The organism is Arsukibacterium sp. (genome assembly GCF_033721375.1).
Taxonomy (GTDB): domain Bacteria; phylum Pseudomonadota; class Gammaproteobacteria; order Enterobacterales; family Alteromonadaceae; genus Alishewanella.
Genome location: NZ_JAWWAP010000010.1, coordinates 119,912 through 142,590, shown reverse-complemented (window position 1 = coordinate 142,590; position 22,679 = coordinate 119,912). Strand labels below are relative to the sequence as shown.

The window sequence follows — 22,679 nt, the reverse complement described above, 5'->3', positions numbered from 1 at the left end:
GAATGACAACTGACAAGGATCCGATGATCCCGGATGGTAAAGTTAATCCGATCAATACTGATTATCAGGTTGGCCAGGACAATATCGTCGTGACGCTGGGGCCTTTCGGCCTCGACATTCACAACCGGGTATTTTTAATCTCCGGCCTGTCGATTATCGCTTTTGTGTTGCTGACCCTGATCTTCCAGACTCAGGCAGCAAGCCTGTTCGGCGATATGCGTGGCTGGCTTACCAGCAACCTTGACTGGTTCTTTATCAGCGCGGCGAATATTTTTGTTTTGCTGTGCCTGGTTTTAATTGTCTCCCCCCTGGGTAAAGTGCGACTCGGCGGCACTGAGGCGACCCCGGATTTCAGTTATATTGGCTGGTTTTCGATGTTGTTTGCCGCTGGTATGGGCATCGGCCTGATGTTCTACGGCGTATCAGAGCCCTTGTCGCATTTTAACAGCTCCTTTGCCGGCACTACTGTGGTTGATGGCGTAAGAACAGACTGGGCACCGCTGGCTGGTGCTGCCGGTGACGCCCTGGCCGCCGAACGGCTGGGCATGGCTGCCACCATTTATCACTGGGCGCTGCACCCCTGGGCTATTTACGCCATTTTAGCGCTGGGTTTGGCGTTGTTCTCCTTTAACAAAGGCTTACCACTGACTATCCGCTCGGTTTTTTATCCGTTACTGGGCGAGCGGGTCTGGGGCTGGCCGGGGCATATTATTGATATTCTGGCAGTGTTTGCCACCCTGTTTGGCCTGGCCACCTCGCTGGGTCTTGGTGCCTCGCAGGCCAGTGCCGGTTTAAATTATCTGTTTAACTGGCCAGAGGGTGTTACAACTCAGATTTTACTGGTTATCGGCATTACCATGATCGCGCTGGTCTCGGTACTGGCCGGTTTGGAAGCCGGGGTAAAACGTCTGTCAGAAATTAATATGACCTTGGCGGCGATACTTTTACTGTTTGTTATTATCGTCGGCCCGACGCTGGCCATTCTCACTGGCTTTTTCAGTAATCTGGGCGCCTATCTGCAGCACTTGCCGGCGCTGGCGAATCCCATTGGCCGTGAAGACGCTAACTTCTCGCAAGGCTGGACCGCGTTTTACTGGGCCTGGTGGATTAGCTGGTCACCCTTTGTCGGCATGTTTATCGCCCGGGTATCCCGGGGCCGCACCGTGCGCGAGTTTTTAATCTCAGTGCTGCTTATTCCATCGCTGGCCTGTGTGTTGTGGATGACGGTTTTTGGTGGCACCGCTATTAGTCAGGTGGTGCAGGACAGCTATATGGCCGCAGTTGAAGCGGCACTGCCATTACAGTTATTCAGCATGCTCGATGCGCTGCCACTGGCCGGTATTACTTCCTTTATTGCCATTATTCTGGTGGTGGTGTTTTTCGTTACTTCATCAGATTCCGGATCCTTGGTAATTGATACTATTGCCGCAGGAGGTAAGGTTGATGCGCCGACGCCGCAACGGGTGTTCTGGTGTACCTTTGAAGGTCTGGTGGCGATTGCCCTTATTCTCGGTGGTGGCCTGGTGGCATTGCAGGCGATGGCAGTATCGACCGGCTTTCCTTTTACCATAGTGCTGCTGGCATCCTGCGTGGCGGTAGTGAAAGGTTTAATGACTGAGCCCCGCGGCAACTAAGCGGGGCTGGCCAGGGAAAATATCTGTGGAACACAAGCTGTGGAAATAGAGCAGATTGAAATACTGGAGTTCCTGAAGCGGCACTCGCCGTTCCAGGAGCTGCCTGCTGAGCAGTTGCAGCAGGTGGCTCTCAGTATCGATATTGGCTATTTTAAAGCCGGTAGCGACATTTTGCGCTTTAATGAACCTTTGCATGCCCTGCATCTTATTCGCAGTGGTGCGGTGGAAACGTTTCGCCGTAACGGTGATTTATACAACCGGTTAAGCGAAGGCGGCATTTTTGCTGAGCAGGGTTTATTGCGTGGCGGTAAAGTGCGGTTTCCGGCAACGGCGCTGGAAGATACCCTGATTTACTTTATTCCGGATGAGGTATTTCAACAGCTATTCGACGAAAATGAGTTTTTTGCAGACTATGTTCAGGTCGGCGACAGCGAACGGCGTAAAACCAGTAAAGCCAGTAACCAGGCCCGGGCGGATTTACTTGGCGCAACGGTCAGTACCCTGCTAAGTCGCGAGCCCGTTAGTATTGGCAGCGAGGCCAGTGTCTGGCAGGCCGCTCAGCTAATGACTGAGCAAAATGTATCATCTTTACTTATTTTAGATGAGGAGCAGTACCTGGCCGGCATTATTACCGATAAAGATATCCGTAGTCGCTTAGTGGCACCGGGCTTAAAATCAGAGATACCGGTGACGGATATTATGTCGGCCAATCCGGTAACGATTGAGAAGCAGCAGTATATTTTTGAAGCCATGATGCTGATGCTGCGCCATAATCTGCATCATTTGCCGGTGGTAAAGGGGCAGCAACCGGTTGGTGTAATAGCAATTTCTGACATTATCCGCTTTGAATCGCAAAGCAGCCTGTATGTGGTGAGTCGTATTTTCCGTCAGCAAACCGTCGATGAACTGCAGGCGCTGGTACCCGATGTCCATGCCTGCTTCGTGCGGATGGTTAACGAAGATGCCAATTCGCAAATGATTGGCAGCGCGATGGCAGCCATTGGCCGCAGCTTTAAGCAGCGCCTGCTGGAACTGGCTGAAGCCGAACTCGGACCACCGCCGGTGCCCTATTGTTTTTTAGCGTTGGGTTCGATGGCCCGTGATGAACAACTGGTACTGACCGATCAGGACAATGCGCTAATTCTGGATAACCGCTTCGATGCCAAGCTGCATGACAGTTACTTTAAGCAACTGGCAGCCTTTGTATCTGATGGTCTTGCCGCCTGCGGTTACACTTATTGCACTGGCAAGGTGATGGCGACTAACCCGCAGTGGCGCCAACCACTGCAAGTCTGGCAGCAGTATTTTCAAAACTGGATAACCCAACCCTCTGCCGAACGGCTATTGCACAGCTCGATTTTTTTCGACCTGGATGGGGTATGGGGTGAGCTGAAGTGGGCGGAACAGTTACAGCAGCTGGTCAGCAAGCTGGCGCAAAAGCAGCCCTTGTTTTTAGCCAGTATGACCCGCAATGCGTTAAGTCGAACCCCGCCGCTGGGTTTCTTCAAAGACTTTGTCATGGAGCAGGACGGTAAGCAAAACAATATTCTTAATATAAAGCGCCGGGGCACCGCGCCCTTTGTTGATTTAATCCGCATTCATGCGCTGGCTATTGGCTCAACCGAAAGTAACTCCTTTAGTCGCTTACAACAGATTATTGCCGCACAAGTCCTGCCAAAAGGCCGGGCAGAGGATTTACGCGATGCCTTTGAAGTTATCGCTATGACCCGTATTCGTCATCAGGCCGCTGCGCTACGCAGCGGCGAGGAACCCGATAACAATGTGCTACCCGAGCAGCTGTCAGAATTTGAGCGTAAACACTTAAAAGAAGCCTTTCAGGTGCTGAGCAATGCCCAGAAATTTCTGAAATTTCATTTTAAGGCCTGAGGTAACTATGCTTTATCTCGGACCAGATAAGACTGACAATGCTCAGCAAGACAGCACCAGCAGCAACTGGCAAGACTATTATCGACAGCAGGCCGGCACCGTTAAACACCCGTTGTTACAGCAGTTTTATAGCGGCGGCATGGTGGCTTGCAGTACCCCGATCAGCGAAGTACCGCTACTTGCTATCGACTTTGAAACCACGGGCTTTGACCCGGAAGACAACGGCATTGTCAGTATTGGTCTGGTGCCGTTTAACCTTAAGCGTATTTTCTGCTCCCGTGCCCGCCAATGGTTATTAAAACCCCGCTTTGCCCTGACTGACAATTCCGTTACCGTACACCGGATCACCCATTCTGAAATCAGTAATGCGCCCGATCTCAGTGCGGTATTGCCAGAGCTGCTGCCGCTGCTCGCCGGCAAGGTTGCTGTTGTCCATTACCGGCAAATTGAACGCGATTTTCTGGCTGCCAGTGTAAAAGTAAGGCTGGGTGAGAGCATTTTATTTCCGGTTATCGATACCATGGAGCTGGAAGCCCGCTTGCACCGGACCAAGCCGCTAAGCTGGTGGGATAAACTGCGTGGCCGGCAGCAGCTTTCAATCCGGCTGGATGCCAGCCGCAGCCGTTACCAGTTACCCCCTTACCGGCCGCATCATGCGGTTACCGACGCTATCGCCAGCGCAGAACTATTGCAGGCACAGCTTTGCCATCGTTACAGCCCGGATACGCCGGTCAGCGAACTATGGTGTTAGCGCTTTCTGGGGTTAGCAGTCTCGGGTGTTAAAAACGGCCGCTTGCAATTGCCGTTGGGCAGAGGCATAGTAGCTAAAATAGCTGACAGGTCAGACCACAATGAGCCACAACCCTGCGTCAACCAAACCCAACAAGCTGCAACGCATTGTCAGTAAGTGTTATAGCCTGCCAGCAGCACTGCAGAGCTTTGCCTTAACTACAGTATTTGGCCGGGTTATTAAATTTGCCGGCACCGCCGGGGTTGAAGTGCTGGAGCTAAAAGGTAGCCGCTCGGTATTGCGGCTGAAAAACCGTAAAAAAGCCCAGAATCATATTGGCTCAGTGCATGCCGCCGCCACCGGCTTGCTGGCAGAATCCGCTACCGGCTTTTTAGTCGGCATTCATCTGCCCGACAGTAAACTGCCACTGCTGAAACAAATGCAGATTGATTATGTAAAACGCTCAACAGGCGATTTAACCGCAGTAGCAAGCCTGACCGATGCTCAGGTAACAGCAATGCATACCGATGATAAAGGTGAAGTGACAGTAGCCGTGACCATCACCGACAGTACCGGGATTGAGCCGGTTAATGCCAACATGACCTGGGCCTGGATCCCGAAAAAACGCTAAGCAGTGCTCAGTGCTGTGCGCTGCCTCAACTGGCTAAACTGGCTGAATGGACAGGCCGGCAACCCAGAGTGGCCGGCCTGTTTATAGCGTTGCTTAGCAGTTAGCTGCCAATGACACCGCCGTCATTCTTAGTAACAACTACCGTTGCTGAACGCGGCCGGCTGCTGCCGCCATCCGGCCAGTTACTGGTAAAGGCATCGGGGCTGGAACGATCACCCGGGTGCTGAATATTGACAAACAGCGTTTTCATATCCGGGGTGGCACTGATACCGGTTACCTCAGCGTCTGTCGGCCCGACTAAAAACCGTTTCATCTGCCGGGTTACCGGGTCGGCGACCAGCATCTGGTTGTTACCATAGGGGCCTTCGCCTTGCTGGCTGCCACTCATATCGGTCTGGATCCATAACAAACCGTTTTTATCAAACCACAAGCCGTCCGGGCTGGCCAGATGATTGTCAGCATCCAGCACTAAATCAGTGCCCGGAGTTTCAGTGCCGACATCACCAGCCAGCAGAAAAATATCCCAGTCAAATGCTGTAGCTTCCTGAGTATCGCGCTCCATCCAGCGGATAATATGGCCTGTGCTGTTGTTTGCTCTGGGGTTAGCGGCATCCAGCTGCTCTGCGGTACGCCGAGTGTTATTGGTCAGGGTAAAATACACCTCACCGGTGTCAGGGTGCACCGCGCCCCACTCCGGCCGATCCATCTTAGTGGCACCTGATATATCTGCCGCCAACCGGGTATTGAGCAAGACGTCTGCCTGATCAGCAAACTGAACCCCGGCGGCGCTGGCTTTTGCCTGAAAATCAGCGTGGTTAATATCCAGCGGTAACCATTCGCCGCTGCCGTCATCATTGAAGCGGGCAACATACAACACACCGTCATTTAATAAATGACCGCCCGCGGTATTCTGATAATAAGGCGCACTGGAAACAAACTTATAAATGTATTCAAAGCGCGAGTCATCGCCGGAATATAAAACCAGCGGTTTACCTTCTTCCAGTTTGCCAAAAATAATACCTTCATGGCCGAAGCGGCCAAGCGCGGTGCGCTTCTGTGGCACGCTATCCGGGTTAAACGGGTCTATCTCAACAATCCAGCCAAAAGTATTGGGTTCATTGCGGTAATCATCGCTGGCGCTGGCGCCGACCGTGCTGGCGTTAAAGCGCTGATACTGATCGGCAGCCGGTGTAGCAGTCTCCCAGGCGTAACGGCCATTACTTGCCGATACCCCATACCGTTGATGCTCACGCGGCTGCTCCGCGTCAGTATTAACAAAATAACCTGCCCAGTTTTCTTCACAGGTTAAATAGGTACCCCAGGGCGTAAAACCATTGCCACAATTGTTGAGCGTGCCGCGGGTACGGCTGCCGTCCGGACTGTATTTGGTGATGACTTTGGCACTGCCACGCACCGGACCGGCCAGCTCCATTGGCGTGGCACCGGTGATCCTGCGGTTAAACGGGCTGTTATTTACCAGCGCCCAGCTACCATCTGCCTGCTGCTGAATATGGGCCACACTGACCCCGTGGCCGGCAATTTCCTTGCGAACCTGATCAGCCAGCCGGGGGAAACTGTCAATCCCGTTCGGATGGATCAGGTTGTTATCAATATACTCATGGTTAAACACCAGCAAGCCTTCGCTTGAGCTTTCACCATTGCTGCGGGCATCGATTGGAAAAAAGTGCATGCCGTCATGATGCATGCCCACCTGCTGCTCCTGATCACTGCCACTATTGCTGCCATCTGCCAGATAGGCAGGGTAGCTGCCGGTAAGCGGCGTGCCCCATGGCAGCAGAACATTAGCACTGTAACCTTCAGGTACCATTATGGTATCGGCTCTGCCGGCAGCAACGGCTGCAAACCCCAGCAGTGGCGCGTTGGCCACTGGCGGCACTACCGGCGCCGGCGCAGACTCATTGTCACTGCTGCTGCAGCCAGCAAGTGAGCTACCGATAATAGCGGCTACTGCTGCGCCAACACTGCCCTTTAAAAAGCGCCGGCGCGCTATCCGGCTGGCCATAATGGTTGAAAAATCAGGATTGGCTGAAAAATTGGTTTGCGGGTCGATACCCGAATTGTCGATGGTTAACTTGGTTGCGGTTTTATTGTCGGTCATTATTATTACTCCGGACTTTTATAAATTAACGGGTATGTAAGAACAGGTTGGCTTATTAAACCGACAGTTAATGGCAGATTCGTTACAATTAAATAGCAATTTTGTGATAATTTTCGTTAAGTTCGCCCGGCTGATTACCGCTGGCTACTGGCGTAGCAAGGGTTGCCTCTGATATAGTTCTGACAGCGTGCCTAAGCGCAGTAAAACAGGGAACTTAGTATATGCAATGGCAAGTACAGACTTTTGCCGAACTGGACACCTTAACGCTTTATTCGATGCTGCAACTGCGGGTTGATGTATTCGTGGTAGAACAAAATTGTCCTTATCCGGAGCTCGACGATAAAGACCTGCATCCGCAAACCCGCCATATTATTTTAAAAAAAGGTGACAAGGTGATTGCCTATTCCCGGGTGTTAGCGCCGGATGTCAGCTTTCCCGGCTTTCCGGGAATTGGCCGGGTTTGCGTCTCGCAAACTGCACGCCGGCTGGGCCTTGGCCGGGTATTAATGGACAAAACCCTGAACGTGGCCAAACAATACTGGCCTGATATGGATATTCATATTTCAGCCCAGTGCTATTTACAGCAGTTTTATCAGGAATCCGGCTTTGAAAGTGCCAGTGAACCCTATCTGGAAGATGATATTCCGCATTTAAAAATGATTAAACGGTTACCTTAATCATCATGCCGCCCAGCGCGGCATGGTTGTTCAGACAAGCTACTGGTATCTGCAACTTCTCCTTCAATCAGATCTCAGGGGCGTTATCCTTGTATTTGTCACTGCTATAGCTGACAACAGATCTCAAATTGCCGCTAATTCTATCTCTTTAATATCAACCCAAGCCAGAACCATAAACTTAAACCAAATGAGATTGATTCGTATTTTTAGCTGTGTTTTAATTGCGCCCATTAAATTTTGTCTATTTTCTAAGGGAGTTATTATGCGGACGGTTCTCCGGACTAAATTGTCACCACTGACGCTGGCATTAGCGCTGGCTTCAGTCTCATTAAGTGCTGCGGCGCAGCAGCAGGATACCAATACTGAAAGCAGTGTTGAGCAAAAGAAAATTATGCCTGCGTTAGAAGTTATTCGAATCGTCGGTGACGCTGACCCGATACTGCTACCGCAAACCGGCACAGTCGTTGTTATCGACCGGCAACAAATTGAGCAAATTCAGCCGTTATCTACCGAAGATATTCTGCGTCGCATTCCGGGCATCAACGCCACCAGCGAAGAAGAGACCGCAATTGTTTCAAACTTTGGCATGCGCGGTTTGTCTGCCAGTGAATCAAAATCCTTAGTCCTGGAAGATGGCGTGCCGGTAGCACCGGGTTTATTTATTGGTAATGATCGCTACTTTAACCCGCGTATTCAGCGGATTGAGCAGGTTGAAGTGCTAAAAGGCTCTGCATCACTGCGCTACGGCCCGTCAACCATTGGTGGTGTGGTTAACTACCAGACCAAAACGCCGGATGATGGTGTAACGGTAACCGGCCGTGCCGGCTCGTTCAATATGCAGGAAGTCAGTGTCGAAGCGGGCGGTAAGTCTGCCTCTGGCGATGCCTTTGCCGGTATTGTTGCTACCCACGCCAGCAGTGACGGCTTTATGGACAAAGACTACGAAATGACTGATGTGATGGCCAAAGCCGGGGTTATCTTCAGTAATGAGCAGAAACTGGGTATTAAAGTGTCGCGCTATGAAAACGATGCGAATATTTCCTACCGCGGATTATTGCTGGCCGACTACCTGGCCGGTGCAGATTACAACCCGGCTCCGGATGATTACTTTCTGACCGATCGTACCGCCTTTGACATTAACCACGAATGGACGCTGTCCAGCCAGGCAACATTGAAAACCTTGCTGTACTGGAGCGAGATGAGCCGCGATTACTGGCGTTATAATGTTGATACCGCAGCTTCCAACGAAGCAGGTCGCTGGGTATACACTGATGCGTTAACCGGCAATAACCGCTCATTCGACCGGGTTGGTATTGAAACCCGCTTAAATGTTGACCACAACCTGGCCGGTATGGCTGCTAACAGTGAATTTGGCCTGCGCTTTATGCAGGAAGAAGCCAATGATACCCGGATCCGGGCAGAACGTAGCAGCGATCGCACTGGCCTGAACGATCGTCATCGTATTGATTCAGCTGATAGCGTGGCCGCTTATGCGCAAAGCCGGATTGAGCTGAATGAACAGTTTGCTGTAACACCGGGCTTACGGGTTGAATCATACGAACAAACGCGCGTTGTGTTAACCAGCAACAACGAAAATGCCAAGACCAGCAATACCGAAGTGCTACCGGGTGTTGGTGCAACCTATAACCTGACTGATTCAGCCCAGCTATACGGCGGGGTGTACCGGGCATTTTCACCAGCCTCTAATGGCGTGGCACTGGATGGCCTGACCGATCAGCAACTGGATGGTGAGCGCTCTACTAACTACGAGCTGGGCCTGCGTGGCAAACAGGGCGCAATAAACTATGAAGTTGCCGCCTTTATGATGGATTTCAGTAATCAGGTAGTTACCGGTAACAGCGACCCTAACCTGTCACAATCTAATGCCGGTAAAACCGAGCATCGTGGTATGGAGTTTATGCTGGGCTATCAGCTGGGTGGTGGTTTCAGTATCGATACCAACGCCACCTGGGTACCGACGTCTGAATTTAAAAGCGGTGATAACCAGGGTAACCGCCTGCCTTATGCGCCAAAAATTATTGCCAACCTGGCACTGAATTATCAGCTGGAGCAGTTAAGTGCCGCGCTGACTGCGCACCACCGTGGTGAGCAATATGGCGATCCGGCTAATACTGAGGAGATCCCACAAGGCGCTGCTGGCGGCATCTGGGGTGGGTTAATACCATCGTATACGGTGCTGGATTTAACCGCCCAGTATAATCTGGCAGATAATATCCGGTTATTTGGTGCCGTGAAAAACCTGACCGACAAACGCTATATCACTGGCTTGCGCCAGGGTATTTACGTCGGCCCGGAGCGCTCGTTCGAGCTGGGTGTCAGCTACAGCTTCTAAACTCATATTACCAACTAATAAGCCCCTGTTCTGCAGGGGCTTTTTTTATTTCAGCTTTGCGGCTGGCCATATAACTGCTCAGCGCGGTTAAATAAAATCCAGCTGGTTAAAATATACTTATCGTTCGATACCGGGGTACAGCCACGGTGAGTATGGGTAAAGTAAGCCGGTGCTATTACCATCCGACCGGCTTTCGGGCTGATCGCTTTATTCTGATAGAAAAACTCAGTCTGACCGCCTTCTGCCACATCATTTAAATAAAACATAAACAGCAAGGTGCGGTGCAATGGCTCGTTATGCGGTAACTGCGGGTACACTTCACAGTGCCAGTAATTATAGTTACCCTTGCCTGCCTGGTATTTTTGCGCCTGAATGGGCCCAAGCCGATACAAAGTGCGCATAAAGTCAGCCGCCTTCGGCGCACCAAATTCAGCGTAGTTTTCGTGGGTTATCGCCAGTGGCTGGCCGGTTTGCGGATGGCTGACAGTTAAGCCGACCGGCGCTATCAGCGCAAAATGATATTTGGCAAAGTATTCCGCAGCATACTGGCTGGTCGCGTCAATGATCTGCTGCATGGCTGCCTGATACTCGGGGTACTGGTTTAAATATAAGTCGGTGCTGATTTTTTTACTGGTGTCGACACCGGCACCGGTGCGGCCAGGCACCAGATGCGGACTGTTATCAAAAAGGCTGATTAGCTGTTGGCAAAAGTCTGCGCTTAACGCATTATCGTACACCTCTATAAAATCTGTCATGAGTATTCCTGATTATGTTTAGCGAAGTTATCCAGCCCCGCTTTTCCGAAACTGATGCCCTGGGACATATTAATAATACCGTATTTGCCGTGTGGTTTGAGGGCGCCCGCACTGCGGTATTCCGCATTTTTACCCCAGAACTTAATCTGAAACAATGGCCGCTGATCATCGCCCGGGTGACTATCGACTATCATGCCCAAACTCAGTATGGTGAGCCAGTGGAAATCCGGACTTTTATCAGCCGCCTTGGCAGCAGTTCATTTGATGTGTACCAGGAAGCCTGGCAAAACGGCATTAAATGCGCCACAGGCACCACAGTAATGGTGCAGTTTGATTATCAGCAACAGCAGGCGGTAGCGTTAACCGGACAGCAAAAAACGGCATTATCTACTCATTTACTCAGCCCGGCTGATCGTTAACCAGCGCCCATTGGTCGAAAGACACTGGCTATTCGTGTCGGCAACGGCTAGCGTGGCATAAACAACAACGAAGGTAAATCATCATGAAATTACAATGCTCTGTCAGTTTATTTGCCAGCGCAGCGCTGCTGGCAAGTTGTGCAGTTGCTGCCTATGACCGGGTTACCGGCCACGACTTTGCCAGCCGCTCAGAGGTGATAGCGCAAAATGGTATGGCCGCAACCAGCCACCCGCTGGCTACTCAGATTGCCCTGGATACCCTGAAAAAGGGCGGTAACGCTGTTGATGCAGCGATAGCAGCTAATGCCGCTTTGGGGCTGATGGAACCCACTGGTAACGGTATTGGTGGTGATTTATATGCGATTGTCTGGGATGCGAAAACCGGCAAACTGCATGGTTTAAACGCGTCCGGCCGCTCGCCGCTAAGTTTAAGTTACGACATGCTGGCGCATGAACTGGAAAAGCTTGGCCGTGATGATTTACCGCCCTATGGCATGCTGCCTATCAGTGTACCTGGCGCCGTTGATGGCTGGTTTGAACTGCATAAAAAGTTCGGCAAACTGAAGATGACCAGCATTTTGCAGCCCGCCATTGATTATGCTGAAAACGGCTTTCCGGTAACCGAACTTATTGCGTATTACTGGAACCGTTCAGTTCCGGTACTCAGCCCGCAGCCAGGTGATTTCAAAGGTACCTTTACTATTGACGGCAAAGCGCCGGCTAAAGGTCAGATTTTTAAAAACCCGGCACTGGCCAATACTTATAAAACCCTGGCCAAAGACGGTCGCGAGGCATTTTATAACGGCGAGATTGCGGTAAAAATTGACCGTTTTATGCGCGAGAACGGCGGCTATCTGCGCTTTGCCGATTTTGCCAACCACCGCTCTACCTGGGTAGAACCGCTTGGCGTTGAATATAAAGGTTATACCCTGTGGGAACTGCCGCCAAATGGCCAGGGCATAGCCGCGCTGCAGATGCTGCAGATCCTGAAAAACTTTGATTTACAAGCGATGGGCTTTAATACGCCGGAAAGTATTCATACCCTGGTAGAAGCAAAAAAACTGGCGTTTGAAGACCGCGCCAAATTTTATGCTGATCAGGATTTTCATAAAACACCGCTGCAGGGCTTAATTTCTGCAGAATACGGCGCCGAGCGGGCCAAACTGATTGGCAATCGCGCCGCTAAGCGGGTCGATGCCGGCAATCCACACTTGTATGAAGGCGATACCATTTACATGACCACAGCCGATAAAGACGGCAATATGGTGTCATTAATCCAGAGCAATTACCGCGGTATGGGCTCTGGCGTTGTGGTGCCTGGGTTGGGCTTTGTATTTCAGGACCGCGGCCAGCTGTTCTCGATGGATAAAAACCACGCCAACGTGTATCAGCCGGGCAAACGGCCGTTTAATACCATTATTCCGGCCTTTATCACCAAAGATGGCAAGCCGCTGGTCAGCTATGGCGTAATGGGCGGCGCCATGCAGCCACAGGGCCATGTGCAAATTCTGGTGAATATGGTTGATTACGGTATGAACTTACAGGAAGCCGGTGACGCGGCGCGCTGGCAGCATCTGGGCAGTACTGAACCGACCGACGGCCAGCAGACTTACCTGACTAACGGCGGTTATATTGAAGTAGAGCGCGGCATCCCTTACAGCACCGTGCACGGCCTGATGCAAAAAGGCCACGACGTGCGCTATGGCCTGGGTGGCTATGGTGGTTATCAGGCGATTATGAAAGACCATGAAAACGGCACCTACATCGGCGCGTCAGAATCACGTAAAGACGGCCAGGCAGCCGGTTACTAACGAGGGTTGAATGGCCAGTACCGAGCACAACATGCAACCGGCTTATGCGCTGGAGAATTTACCGGCGCCGGCCGAAGTTAGCGGGGTAACGGCGGCCAATTTCAACCAACTGGTCGCGGCAAATTACCGGCCGGTCGTGCTGCGTGGTTTTGCCGCGCACTGGCCGCTGGTAAAGGCGGCCCGCCAATCTTTGCCTGCTGCTGCAGCCTATTTAACAGCACGCTGCAATAACCAGCCACAGAAGCTGGTAAGTCTTGCCCCCGATACCGGCGGCAGGCTGTTTTATAATAACAGTATCAGCGGCATGAACTTTACGGCCAGTCAGCAGCCGCTGCAGTCAGCAATAGACACCATGCTGGCCGCTGGCACTGGCACTGGCACTGGCACTGGCACTGGCACTGGCAAAGAATACTGTGTGCAATGTGTACCGGTGGCAGATAATTTCAGTACGTTATTACCTGAGCTTACCAACCCGCTGCTGAACCCGGCACCAAAACCATTTATCTGGCTCGGCACCCGGGTAACCGTACCGGCCCATTTTGATGAAGCCAGCAATATTGCCGTAGTAGCGGCTGGCAAGCGGCGTTTTACCCTGTTTCCGCCAGAGCAGGTAGCAAATTTATATGTCGGCCCCCTGGACTTAACACCAGCCGGGCAACCCATCAGTATGGTCAACTTACAGCAACCGGACCTTCAGGCGCATCCGCTGTATGCTAACGCGTATCAGGCCGGCTTATCGGTCGAGTTAGACGCTGGCGATGCTATTTATATCCCAAGTCCGTGGTGGCACAGTGTTACCTCATTAAGTGATTTTAATGTGCTGGTCAATTACTGGTGGAGCACCGCCTATGTCGCCAGCGCGCTGCCACTGCCAATGTTGCTGCATGCTATTCAGGCATTTAATCATATGCCGCCCGCCGAGCAGCAAGCCTGGCAACAGATGTTACAGCATTATTTATTTAATCCTGAGCATCCGTTGGCGCATATTCCGGAAAATGCCAGAGGGGTGCAGGGTAAGCCCACTGCCCAGCTGACTCAGGGGCTGCATCAGTGGCTGGCAGCGCAGTTAAATCGTTAAGCTACCGCTGTGGCTCAGTCAGACAGCTCATTTAGCGGATAGCAGATACATCGACATCAGCATGATCGGTGGCCATAAAGGCCAGCGCTTTGGTTAAATCACCGCCGAACGGTTCAGTGGCAATCCGCTGTTTGCGGGCAATTATCCGCTCGGCTGCTTTTAAATAACGCATCACCTCATCACGGCAGGTGAGTTGCAGCCTAGGCACCTGCAAGGTCGCGCCGTTCTGGTCTTTAGCGATCATAGTAAAGTAGGACGAGTTACAGTGTTTTACCAGACCGGTCTGAATATTCTGAGCGTCAACCCGGATCCCCACCATCATAGAGGTATTACCGACATAATTGACGGAGGCCTGCAAGGTGACCAGCTCGCCCACTTCTATCGGATTGAGAAAATCAACCCGGTCCACCGATGCGGTCACACAATAACTGCCACTGTATTTCGACGCACTGGCAAAGGCTATCTGGTCCATTAACGACAATAAATAACCGCCGTGAATTTTACCGCTAAAGTTTGAATGCGATGGTAGCATCAGCTGCGATAAGGTAATTTCTGAACTGGCCACCGTTTTATAATTCGTCATCGCCAGGCTCCCTGTCCTCTGTTAATTAAGCTGTGCCGGCTTATCCTGCACCAGCACCCAGGGTGAAATAACCACTGCCCATAATTCGGCATTAGTATCAAACCATTGCTGTGCTTGCTTCTCTGTAGTGCGCTCTACAGTGCCGGCGGCCAGCCAGTCGGCAACCTGTGGTTTATCATCACTGCTAAAAGCATAAGCCACTTCAACCAGGTCGTGTTCGGCACTGACGGTAATCACCGAGCCCGCAGCATAAAATTTCTGTAATTGAGGCCAATGGATCCGGGCCGTTTCACTGATAATTTTTGCTTTTATCAGCTCGGGGCTTTCAGCTTCCTCAGCCAGATGGCCGTCCGGTGGGGTTATCGCGCTCATTGCTGTCTCCTGTATCAAAAGCGCCAGTGTAAAACAGCCGCCGCTGTTACTCCAGTGCCTCGTCTTCAGCAGCAACCTGCGCCGCACTTAAATCGTGTTTTTTCAGTAACTTATAAAAGTCTGTTCGGTTGCGACCAGCCAGCTCAGCGGCTCTGGTAACATTGCCTTCGGTCATTTTCAGCACCCGCACCAGGTACTGGCGCTCAAACTGGTCACGCGCATCGGTTAGCGTAGGCCAGTAACTGCTGTTTTGTGATAGTGCCTGCTCAACCAGACTCTGGCCGATAACCGGGCTGTGGGTCAGCGCCACACATTGCTCTATCACATTAACCAGCTGGCGCACATTACCGGGCCACTTGGCGGTCGCCAGGGTTTGCATGGCATCATCAGCAAAGCGGGTCACTTTAACATTATGCCGCTCGGCACTGAGCGCCAGTACATGGCGGGCCAGTAACGGTATGTCTTCCGGCCGCTGCTCCAGGCTTGGCAACTGCAGATTCACCACATTTAACCGGTAGTACAAATCTTCCCGGAAACTGCCCTCTGTCATCGCCTGCTGCAAATCGCGATGGGTAGCCGATAACACCCGGACATTTATCGGGATGCTTTTACTGCTACCTACCGGCCTTATTTGCCGCTCCTGCAACGCTCGCAACAACTTAACCTGCAAAGAGACTGGCATATCGCCGATTTCATCCAGAAACAGGGTGCCACCATCGGCTTCGCGAAACAAACCACCATGCTCCGATACTGCCCCGGTAAAGGCGCCTTTACTGTGACCAAACAATTCTGACTCGAGCAAATGCTCCGGCAGAGCACCACAGTTTATCGCCACAAAATGCTGTTTAGCTCTGGGGCTGGCTTTATGAATGGCTTTAGCCAGTAATTCTTTACCGGTACCGCTGGCGCCGGTGATCAACACGCTGACATCCCGCTGCGCCACCCGGTATGCTTGCTCCAGCAATGCCGCCATCAGCGGGCTGCGGCTGACAATCTCATCGCGCCAGTCAGCCTGCTCAGGTACCGACTGATGCACCGCCTGTTTTAGAATATCCCGCAGTTCAGCGTTATTCAGCGGCTTGGTTAAAAAGCCAAATACCCCGCGCTGCGTCGCGGCCACCGCTTCCGGAATAGAGCCATGTGCGGTCATCAGCACCACCGGCAGCCCCTGATAGCGTTTGGCAATTTCATCAAACAAGCTCATGCCATCCAGGCCCGGCATCCGTAAATCACTGAGTACCACATCAAAGCTTTGTTTATTTAAGATGGTCAGGGCGGTTTCAGCACTATCAGCGCTAACCACCTGATAGCCCTCGCCTTCCAGCCGCAACGTCAGTAACCGCAGCAGACTTGGGTCATCATCAACTAACAATAACCGTGGTTTAGGGTCGGCCATTATTGCCCCCGTTAACGCTCTGGTTAAGTTGTGCTTCAATCTGAGTCAGGGCATCAATCTTTTTCTGCAAATCTTTATTCTTCTTTTGCAGCCGCTCAATATTTTCGTGCTGCTGGGCGTTGAGCCGGGTAAGCGCACTGACAGCTGACTCTGTTTCCAGTAATTTCTGATTAAAAATCAAATCCCAGCTGATAAGCGCGGCCAATCCCGGTGGCAGCATGGCAATTTGTTCGGCTAACTGCATTTGCACCCGCAGCCGGGTTAGATAGGGCGTATCCGGATGCAGTTGCAGAATAATCCGCTGCAGCATTTGCACCGGGTCAGGCTCAGCAACATCAGCCAGTACCTCGCGCCATAGCCCGCGGTTATCGAGCAAACTGGCCCGGTAGTTAACCCAGGCTTGCAGGGTTGCTGCATCGTCACTGAGGCTTAACGCCACTTCCGGGCTGACAAGATTATCCTGCGCTGCTGCCGGTTGTTCTGTTAATTGCGGTTCCACCGCCGGCTCCGGCGTTGGTCGCTGCTGGTTTAACAGCTGGCAGCCAGACAGCGTAGCCAGCAGTAATATCAGCATAATTCTCATGTTACTTTTCCTCCAGCAGTGGCAAGCGCACTCTGATACAGACATCAGCGTATACCACATCAACAATATCGGCATGCCCGCCTAACAACCGGGCGCAGTCAGCCACTATAGATAAGCCCAGGCCAGATCCCTGCACCGCATCGAACCTTGGGGTGGTACCACGCTGAAAGGGTTCAAATAATTTTTCACGCAGCGCAGTGGGTATCGGTGCGCCGTTATTGGCGACATCCAGCACTAACATCTCGTCTTTTTTATACAGTTTAACCCAGACCGGGCTGCCTTCAGCCCCATAGGCCTGCGCATTATTAATCAGATTATCCAGAATGCGCCGGAACAGGGTTTCATCAGTATAAAAACTGCTTAACTGACAATCGAGTTTAATTTGCTGCTGCCGTTGTTGCAGCGACAGGGTATGGTCGGCAAAACAGGCTTGCAGCAGTTGCTGGGGTACCTGATGACTAAGCTCAGGCTTGGCTTGTTGCAACAGCCGGTTGTAATCCAGTAATTGCTCGGTCAGCTGACTAAGCCGGTCAGCGCTGCCGTTAAGCAGCATCACGACTTCCAGTTGTTGCGGATTTAACGGCCCAAGCAACTGCTCAGTTAACAACGCACAGCCTTCGCGGATACTGGATAACGGTGTTTTTAGCTCATGCGAGGCATGGCGCAGTAATATCAGGCGCAATGCTTCAAGCTGCTGCAGACGCGAACTTAACCAGCGCAACTGCTCACCAAGCTCTGACAACTCCCGCGGGCCGTCCAGCTGACCTTCAGGAAAGTGCTGCTGCTGGCCAATGGCGCGGATCATTTTATCCAGCTTTTGCACCGGTGCCGCTACCCGGCCCGAGGCCCACAGCACCAACAGCAGCGTTAACAAGACTAATGCCACGGTTTGCCAGGCCTGACGCTGCTGGGCATCCTGCACCAGCTGTTGCTGATTAACCAGCCGCTGCTCCAGTAAGTCCCATATTTGCTGGCTTATCCGCTGCTGACGCAGCCTGATCTGCTGCAGCAGTTGCTCCAGTGGTGCCCCACTAAGCTGACTGAACTGTGCTGCCAACTGCTGTATATCAGCTTGTTGTTGCTGGCAATCGCTAAGCTCAGGTAAGTCATTGCAAAGCTGGCTGAGGCTGGCCTGCTGGTTACTGATATGGCTTTGCGCCACCCTGGCCAGCGCCTCGGTTTTTACTACCGCGTACTGGCGTACCGCCCGTTCAATATCAACCACCAGGTTTTGCATACTTTCTGCCCGGCGAACGCTGATAACGGCACTTTCTGCCTCACTGGTTGCAAAACGGCTTAAACCGGACAATGCCTTATGGCTTTGCCACATTAGAACGCCCACCGGGATCATCGCCAGCAAAAAGCTCAGAATAACCAGTTGACGTAATGAGGCAGTTCGCAGAGGGAAACGCATAGGCAGTTAAATTCAGAGAAAGTTAGCGTTAGCATAACCTGTTTAACTAAAAAAAACAGGCCAGTAAGGAGGGCTGGCCTGAACAAGCGTTCAGCAAGGAGCTGAACTCATGGGAATAAGTTGGGTTTACTGCGCTTCGCGCGCATAAGCCGGCGTATAACTTACTGCTGCAGAGTGGGTGGCAGTAAAAGTATTCGCGCCGATAACAGCTGCTTGCTGTTGCTCCCAGGCCTGAACACTGGGGTTGTTTAAATCAATCCGACGCAGCATTGTTACCACTAACATCATATTGGCAACCAGGAACATCGTGATAAAAACTAAGAATAAATCCATAACACACCTCCGGTAATTACCTTAGGTGTATCAACTCTTGTGCCAACTTTTATTTTCATTTTAATTTCAAACACTTAAATAAATATTAAGTTGGAAATTATTGATTTGTAGCTAATAGTGTCTGCCATTAGCGACACTATTAGCAACCAGAAAACATAGTTGTTTTAAATCAACAGCTTATACTGTATGCGTTTTGCGACACTATTCGCAACAGACATGCTAACTTGTTGTTTTAAATTAAATAAAACCATACTGCTTAGCAACCCGATCAAAGTAATCCAGGCAGGTTTTGGCGTACTGGCGTTTTTCAACATAGCTGCCAGGGAAAAAACTTTTCTTAAAACCGTATGCCACCATATCTTTTAACCGCTTCAACGGAATATCAAAATTATCCAGTGCCAGCTGATACTCATTACAAACCGTGGTACTCGATACCAGCCGGTTGTCGGTGCAGATAACCGTCGCCATCCGGTTATCCAGCATCGCTTTAAACTGATGCTGGCGAATATCGGTAAGCTGCGGGTTTGTCTGCAGGTTACTGGTCAGACAGACTTCAATGGCAATACGTTTATCGGCGATATAGCTTGCCAGATTACGAATGTAAGCGGCCTTATCGGTAATATCAGTGCTGTGGATCATCTCGGGAATAAACATCGAATAGCCATGGCCAATCCGGTCAGCGTAGCATTCAGTAATCGCTTCAAAAACGCTTTCGGCGCCATAAGCCTCACCAGCATGCAGGGTTTTCAGCATAAAATGCTGATGGGCGTACTCATACACCTCTTTAAACTTACTGGCCGGGTAACCGGATTCCTGGCCGGCTAAATCGAGGCCGACAATCGGCATTGCGTGTTGGTCACGCAGCCGCACACTGGCCCGCACCAGCTCCATCGCCGCCAGTTTAATAACGTCCATTGGCGCAAAGTCGCGCATCAGCTGAAATAAATTGGTGTAATACGGCGAAAAGCCTTTATCGCCGAACATCCGCATCGCGCAATTGATAATGCCGTAACCAAACGGGGGTTTACTGCCACTAAGGACCGCTTCAGTGCGGTTATATTCATCCTGCGCCCGCTTCAAGCCATTATTAACCGCATGCATCACCTGATCAAAATCGATGCCACGGCTTAAATCAATCAGCAATTGCGGTGCAAAACGGACCTCAATGTAGTTAACACCCTCGTCCTGGTTATCAACAGCCAGTTCATACGCAGCCTGCTCTAAATTTTCAGGGTCGCGCAGCACGGCACAGGTATACTGGAAACAATGTAAGTACTCGCCCAGATTCTGGTATTTGTCTTTAAATACCAGCTGTTTTAAACCATCAACACTTTGTGAAGGCAGCCTGGTATTACTGCGCTTAGCCATGTCAATCAGGCTGTCCAGCCGCAAACTGCCATCTAAGTGCAGGTGCAAATCCGATTTTGGCATGGCTTTAATAAAATCAGCAGAATAACGCAGCATAACAGCTCCTTTGAATGGTCTTGCCATAGTGTAACGTAAAACAGCTGTCAGGTTGACCGCAGTATTTGTCACAGCCAGCAGTCACACTTAGCCACGACGCCTTTTTTGCCAGTATTTTTTCAGCCAGCGTGGTCCGAATATCAGTATCAGCATCACCAGTATCAGCACGCTGATGCTGACGGCAACATCCGTTTTGTCGGTGCTTTGCAACAGCGCACTGAGCTGGCTGCCGGCAAAATTAACCAGGGCAATACCCGGTATAATGCCGATAGCCGAGCCTGCCAGATAAGGCCAGAACCGGATATGAGATGCGCCTGCCATAATGTTGGTCAGGGTAAAAGGTGCCAGTGGCAGAATGCTGATCAGGATCATGGTCCGGATGCCACGATCGCCGATAAACCGTGACAGGTGCAGCAAGCGCTGGCCACCAAACTTTAATAACGGTTTCTGGCCGGTAAGCCTGCCAATTTCATAACTGACAATTGCTGAAATCAGCGTACCGAGAGCGGCATAACAAAACCCCCACCAGGGGCCATACAGAAACCCCGTCAGCACCACCAGAATGGTAAGCGGAAACATCAGCAGCAACAGCAGCACAAAAACAGTGACAAGTAATGGCCATAGCCATAACTCGCCATGCCAGCCAGCGGCAGTGGCCACCATTTGCTTCGCTTGTTCTACCGACAGCCAATCGGAGTCCCAGGCTAAGCGCCATAGCAGCGCCAATAGCAGCAACAACAGCAGCGAGCCGCAAAACAGCCATAATGGCCGTTTATTGTTGCCTGTAATACTCATCGATAATACCGTTCCTGCGTTAGTTGACTGTAATAGATTATATGATAAATCTGAGCAAGGGTGGTCTCTGCCCCCTGTCACTGAAAAATTGCAATTGTCGGCTATCTGGATTAAAACAACATAACCGGAATTCAGCTAAAGGCAACTATATGAAAATGCTTATTAAATCAATTGTGCTGGCCGCCTTGCTGCTGGCTCCCCCAGCTAAGGCCAACTCCGTTCAGTACAGCCAGGGCCGGGTGCTACCGTCTGCCGCTGATTATCAGGTCCTCAGTCCACGCCAGCGGGTGGCGGTGGTAAACCGGCTGACCAATCATCGTTTAGAGCAGCTGCTGCCCCAATTAATGGCAGAGGCCGGCATCGATATGTGGCTGGTGATTAACCGCGAATACGCTGAAGATCCGGTATATTTCACCCTGGTACCGCAACCTTCTTTTGCCGCACGGCGCACCACTATGCTGCTGTTTAACCGGCTGGCCGATGGTACTATCGAGAAACTTTCTGTTAACCGCTATCCGCTTGGTGCACCTTATGATTCCGCCTGGGCCGGCGGCAATTTAGCTGAGCAGTGGCAGGCGCTGGCGGAGGAAATAGCCAAACGCCAGCCCAAAACTATCGGCATTAATACTTCTGAGCACTGGCCGGTTGCCGACGGCCTGACCTCAGGTTTGCATCAGCAACTATTAAACGTATTGCCAGCAGATTACCAAAGCAGGCTGGTGTCAGCCGAACAGTTGGTAGTGCGCTGGCTGGAGCAGCGCACAGAAGCAGAGCTGGAGTTATACCCGCAGATTGTCAGTTTAGCCCGTTCAGTTATTGCCGAAGCGTTCAGTAATAAAGTGATTACGCCCGGCGTCACCAGCACCGATGACGTCGCCTGGTATATCCGCGAGCGCTTTGCCCAACTGGATTTGCCGGTGTGGTTTATGCCCAATGTTAACCTGCAGCGCCAGGGCCTGGCCTGCACTGCTGACAACCCGTTTTGTGGGACATCGGGCGTTATCCAGCGCGGAGATGTGCTGCATACCGATGTCGGCATTTGTTATCTGACCCTGTGCACCGACACTCAGGAAATGGCTTATATCCTGCACAATCACGAGACCGCGCCACCACAGGGCTTGCAAAAGGCGCTGGCCACCGGCAATCGCTGGCAGGATATATTAACCGGCGAATTTAAAACCGGCCGCAGCGGTAATGCCATCCTTGCTGCCACCCAAAAAGCAGCTGCCAGTGCTGGCATAACCAGCAGTACTTATACCCATGCTATCGGCGTTGTTGGCCATGCGCCCGGCCCTACCATTGGCATGTGGGATAACCAGGGCCCGACGCCGGTGCAGGGCGCCTGGCCGCTCTATGCCAATACCGCTTATGCCATTGAAGGATACATTAAACAGGCGGTAGCTGAGTGGGATCAGCTGGTGCATATTAAACTGGAACAAAGTGCTTATTTTGATGGTAAACAGGTTATTTATCTGGCGGGCCGGCAAACCCAGTGGCATTTGATCAGGTAGCGACAACCACAGCGGTCAGCTGGCCAGCCTGTTTGCAAAGGCCAGCTTAACCGACTATTCTTCTGATGCTATGCATTGTTAATTTTCAATAAGTTAAAGCTTGTCCAACAAAGACGATTGTCCGATAAACATTA

20 protein-coding genes are annotated in these 22,679 nt (G+C 51.5%); 10 read left to right on the top strand and 10 right to left on the bottom strand.

What is annotated here, in order from left to right; genetic code table 11:
* The first annotated feature begins 2 nt into the window (after nt 1–2).
* From R3187_RS16060 to R3187_RS16045, 4 genes are all read left to right on the top strand, one after another.
* Entirely contained in the window at nt 3–1,634 is a 1,632-nt protein-coding gene (locus tag R3187_RS16060; protein ID WP_318968074.1) for a BCCT family transporter, read from the top strand.
* A gap of 39 nt (nt 1,635–1,673) precedes the next feature.
* On the top strand, nt 1,674–3,521 hold the full coding sequence (locus tag R3187_RS16055; RefSeq protein WP_318968073.1) for a putative nucleotidyltransferase substrate binding domain-containing protein: 1,848 nt from the start codon (nt 1,674–1,676) through the stop codon (nt 3,519–3,521).
* Between the two features lie 7 nt (nt 3,522–3,528).
* Nucleotides 3,529–4,272: a 3'-5' exonuclease gene (locus R3187_RS16050; protein ID WP_318968072.1), complete on the top strand. Its 744-nt coding sequence runs from the start codon at nt 3,529–3,531 to the stop codon at nt 4,270–4,272.
* Nucleotides 4,273–4,372: 100 nt separating this feature from the next.
* On the top strand, nt 4,373–4,882 hold the full coding sequence (locus tag R3187_RS16045) for a DUF4442 domain-containing protein (RefSeq protein WP_318968071.1): 510 nt from the start codon (nt 4,373–4,375) through the stop codon (nt 4,880–4,882).
* A 100-nt stretch (nt 4,883–4,982) separates the two neighbouring features.
* Here the strand turns inward: R3187_RS16045 and R3187_RS16040 are convergent, their stop codons facing one another.
* A complete protein-coding gene (locus R3187_RS16040) occupies nt 4,983–7,001 on the bottom strand; it encodes a PhoX family phosphatase (protein WP_318968070.1) in 2,019 nt (672 codons plus the stop codon).
* Nucleotides 7,002–7,222: 221 nt separating this feature from the next.
* On the opposite strand from R3187_RS16040, the gene R3187_RS16035 reads away from it, so the two are divergent.
* A complete protein-coding gene (locus tag R3187_RS16035) occupies nt 7,223–7,678 on the top strand; it encodes a GNAT family N-acetyltransferase (RefSeq protein ID WP_318968069.1) in 456 nt (151 codons plus the stop codon).
* A gap of 262 nt (nt 7,679–7,940) precedes the next feature.
* On the top strand, nt 7,941–10,031 hold the full coding sequence (locus R3187_RS16030) for a TonB-dependent siderophore receptor (protein ID WP_318968068.1): 2,091 nt from the start codon (nt 7,941–7,943) through the stop codon (nt 10,029–10,031).
* A gap of 50 nt (nt 10,032–10,081) precedes the next feature.
* Here the strand turns inward: R3187_RS16030 and R3187_RS16025 are convergent, their stop codons facing one another.
* Complete coding sequence (locus R3187_RS16025) at nt 10,082–10,786, bottom strand: 2OG-Fe(II) oxygenase (RefSeq protein ID WP_318968067.1); 705 nt, start codon at nt 10,784–10,786, stop codon at nt 10,082–10,084.
* A 14-nt stretch (nt 10,787–10,800) separates the two neighbouring features.
* On the opposite strand from R3187_RS16025, the gene R3187_RS16020 reads away from it, so the two are divergent.
* From R3187_RS16020 to R3187_RS16010, 3 genes are all read left to right on the top strand, one after another.
* Nucleotides 10,801–11,205 carry a thioesterase family protein gene (locus tag R3187_RS16020; protein ID WP_318968066.1) on the top strand — a complete coding sequence of 135 codons (405 nt, stop codon included), beginning with the start codon at nt 10,801–10,803 and terminating at the stop codon, nt 11,203–11,205.
* A gap of 83 nt (nt 11,206–11,288) precedes the next feature.
* Nucleotides 11,289–13,016: a gamma-glutamyltransferase gene (gene ggt, locus R3187_RS16015; protein ID WP_318968065.1), complete on the top strand. Its 1,728-nt coding sequence runs from the start codon at nt 11,289–11,291 to the stop codon at nt 13,014–13,016.
* A gap of 10 nt (nt 13,017–13,026) precedes the next feature.
* On the top strand, nt 13,027–14,094 hold the full coding sequence (locus tag R3187_RS16010; protein WP_318968064.1) for a cupin-like domain-containing protein: 1,068 nt from the start codon (nt 13,027–13,029) through the stop codon (nt 14,092–14,094).
* Nucleotides 14,095–14,125: 31 nt separating this feature from the next.
* Here R3187_RS16010 and R3187_RS16005 read toward each other — a convergent pair whose 3' ends face one another.
* The 8 genes from R3187_RS16005 to R3187_RS15970 all read right to left on the bottom strand — a co-directional run bounded on the left by R3187_RS16005 (nt 14,126) and on the right by R3187_RS15970 (nt 21,034).
* Nucleotides 14,126–14,677, bottom strand: a complete 552-nt coding sequence (locus R3187_RS16005) for an acyl-CoA thioesterase (protein WP_318968063.1) — start codon at nt 14,675–14,677, stop codon at nt 14,126–14,128.
* A gap of 21 nt (nt 14,678–14,698) precedes the next feature.
* Nucleotides 14,699–15,049 carry a DUF2288 domain-containing protein gene (locus R3187_RS16000; RefSeq protein ID WP_318968062.1) on the bottom strand — a complete coding sequence of 117 codons (351 nt, stop codon included), beginning with the start codon at nt 15,047–15,049 and terminating at the stop codon, nt 14,699–14,701.
* 46 nt (nt 15,050–15,095) lie between these two features.
* A complete protein-coding gene (locus R3187_RS15995; RefSeq protein ID WP_318968061.1) occupies nt 15,096–16,445 on the bottom strand; it encodes a sigma 54-interacting transcriptional regulator in 1,350 nt (449 codons plus the stop codon).
* On the bottom strand, nt 16,432–17,028 hold the full coding sequence (locus R3187_RS15990; protein WP_318968060.1) for a hypothetical protein: 597 nt from the start codon (nt 17,026–17,028) through the stop codon (nt 16,432–16,434). The genes R3187_RS15995 and R3187_RS15990 overlap by 14 nt, the downstream gene beginning before the upstream one ends.
* Before the next feature lies 1 nt (nt 17,029).
* Nucleotides 17,030–18,442, bottom strand: a complete 1,413-nt coding sequence (locus R3187_RS15985; protein ID WP_318968059.1) for a HAMP domain-containing sensor histidine kinase — start codon at nt 18,440–18,442, stop codon at nt 17,030–17,032.
* A gap of 126 nt (nt 18,443–18,568) precedes the next feature.
* A complete protein-coding gene (locus R3187_RS15980; RefSeq protein WP_318968058.1) occupies nt 18,569–18,775 on the bottom strand; it encodes a hypothetical protein in 207 nt (68 codons plus the stop codon).
* 237 nt (nt 18,776–19,012) lie between these two features.
* Nucleotides 19,013–20,239: an adenosine deaminase family protein gene (locus R3187_RS15975; RefSeq protein ID WP_318968057.1), complete on the bottom strand. Its 1,227-nt coding sequence runs from the start codon at nt 20,237–20,239 to the stop codon at nt 19,013–19,015.
* 87 nt (nt 20,240–20,326) lie between these two features.
* The gene (locus R3187_RS15970) at nt 20,327–21,034 is read right to left on the bottom strand and encodes a TVP38/TMEM64 family protein (protein ID WP_318968056.1); all 708 of its coding nucleotides are present in this window, start codon (nt 21,032–21,034) and stop codon (nt 20,327–20,329) included.
* A gap of 149 nt (nt 21,035–21,183) precedes the next feature.
* On the opposite strand from R3187_RS15970, the gene R3187_RS15965 reads away from it, so the two are divergent.
* Nucleotides 21,184–22,545, top strand: a complete 1,362-nt coding sequence (locus tag R3187_RS15965; protein ID WP_318968055.1) for a M24 family metallopeptidase — start codon at nt 21,184–21,186, stop codon at nt 22,543–22,545.
* Nucleotides 22,546–22,679 lie beyond the last annotated feature (134 nt).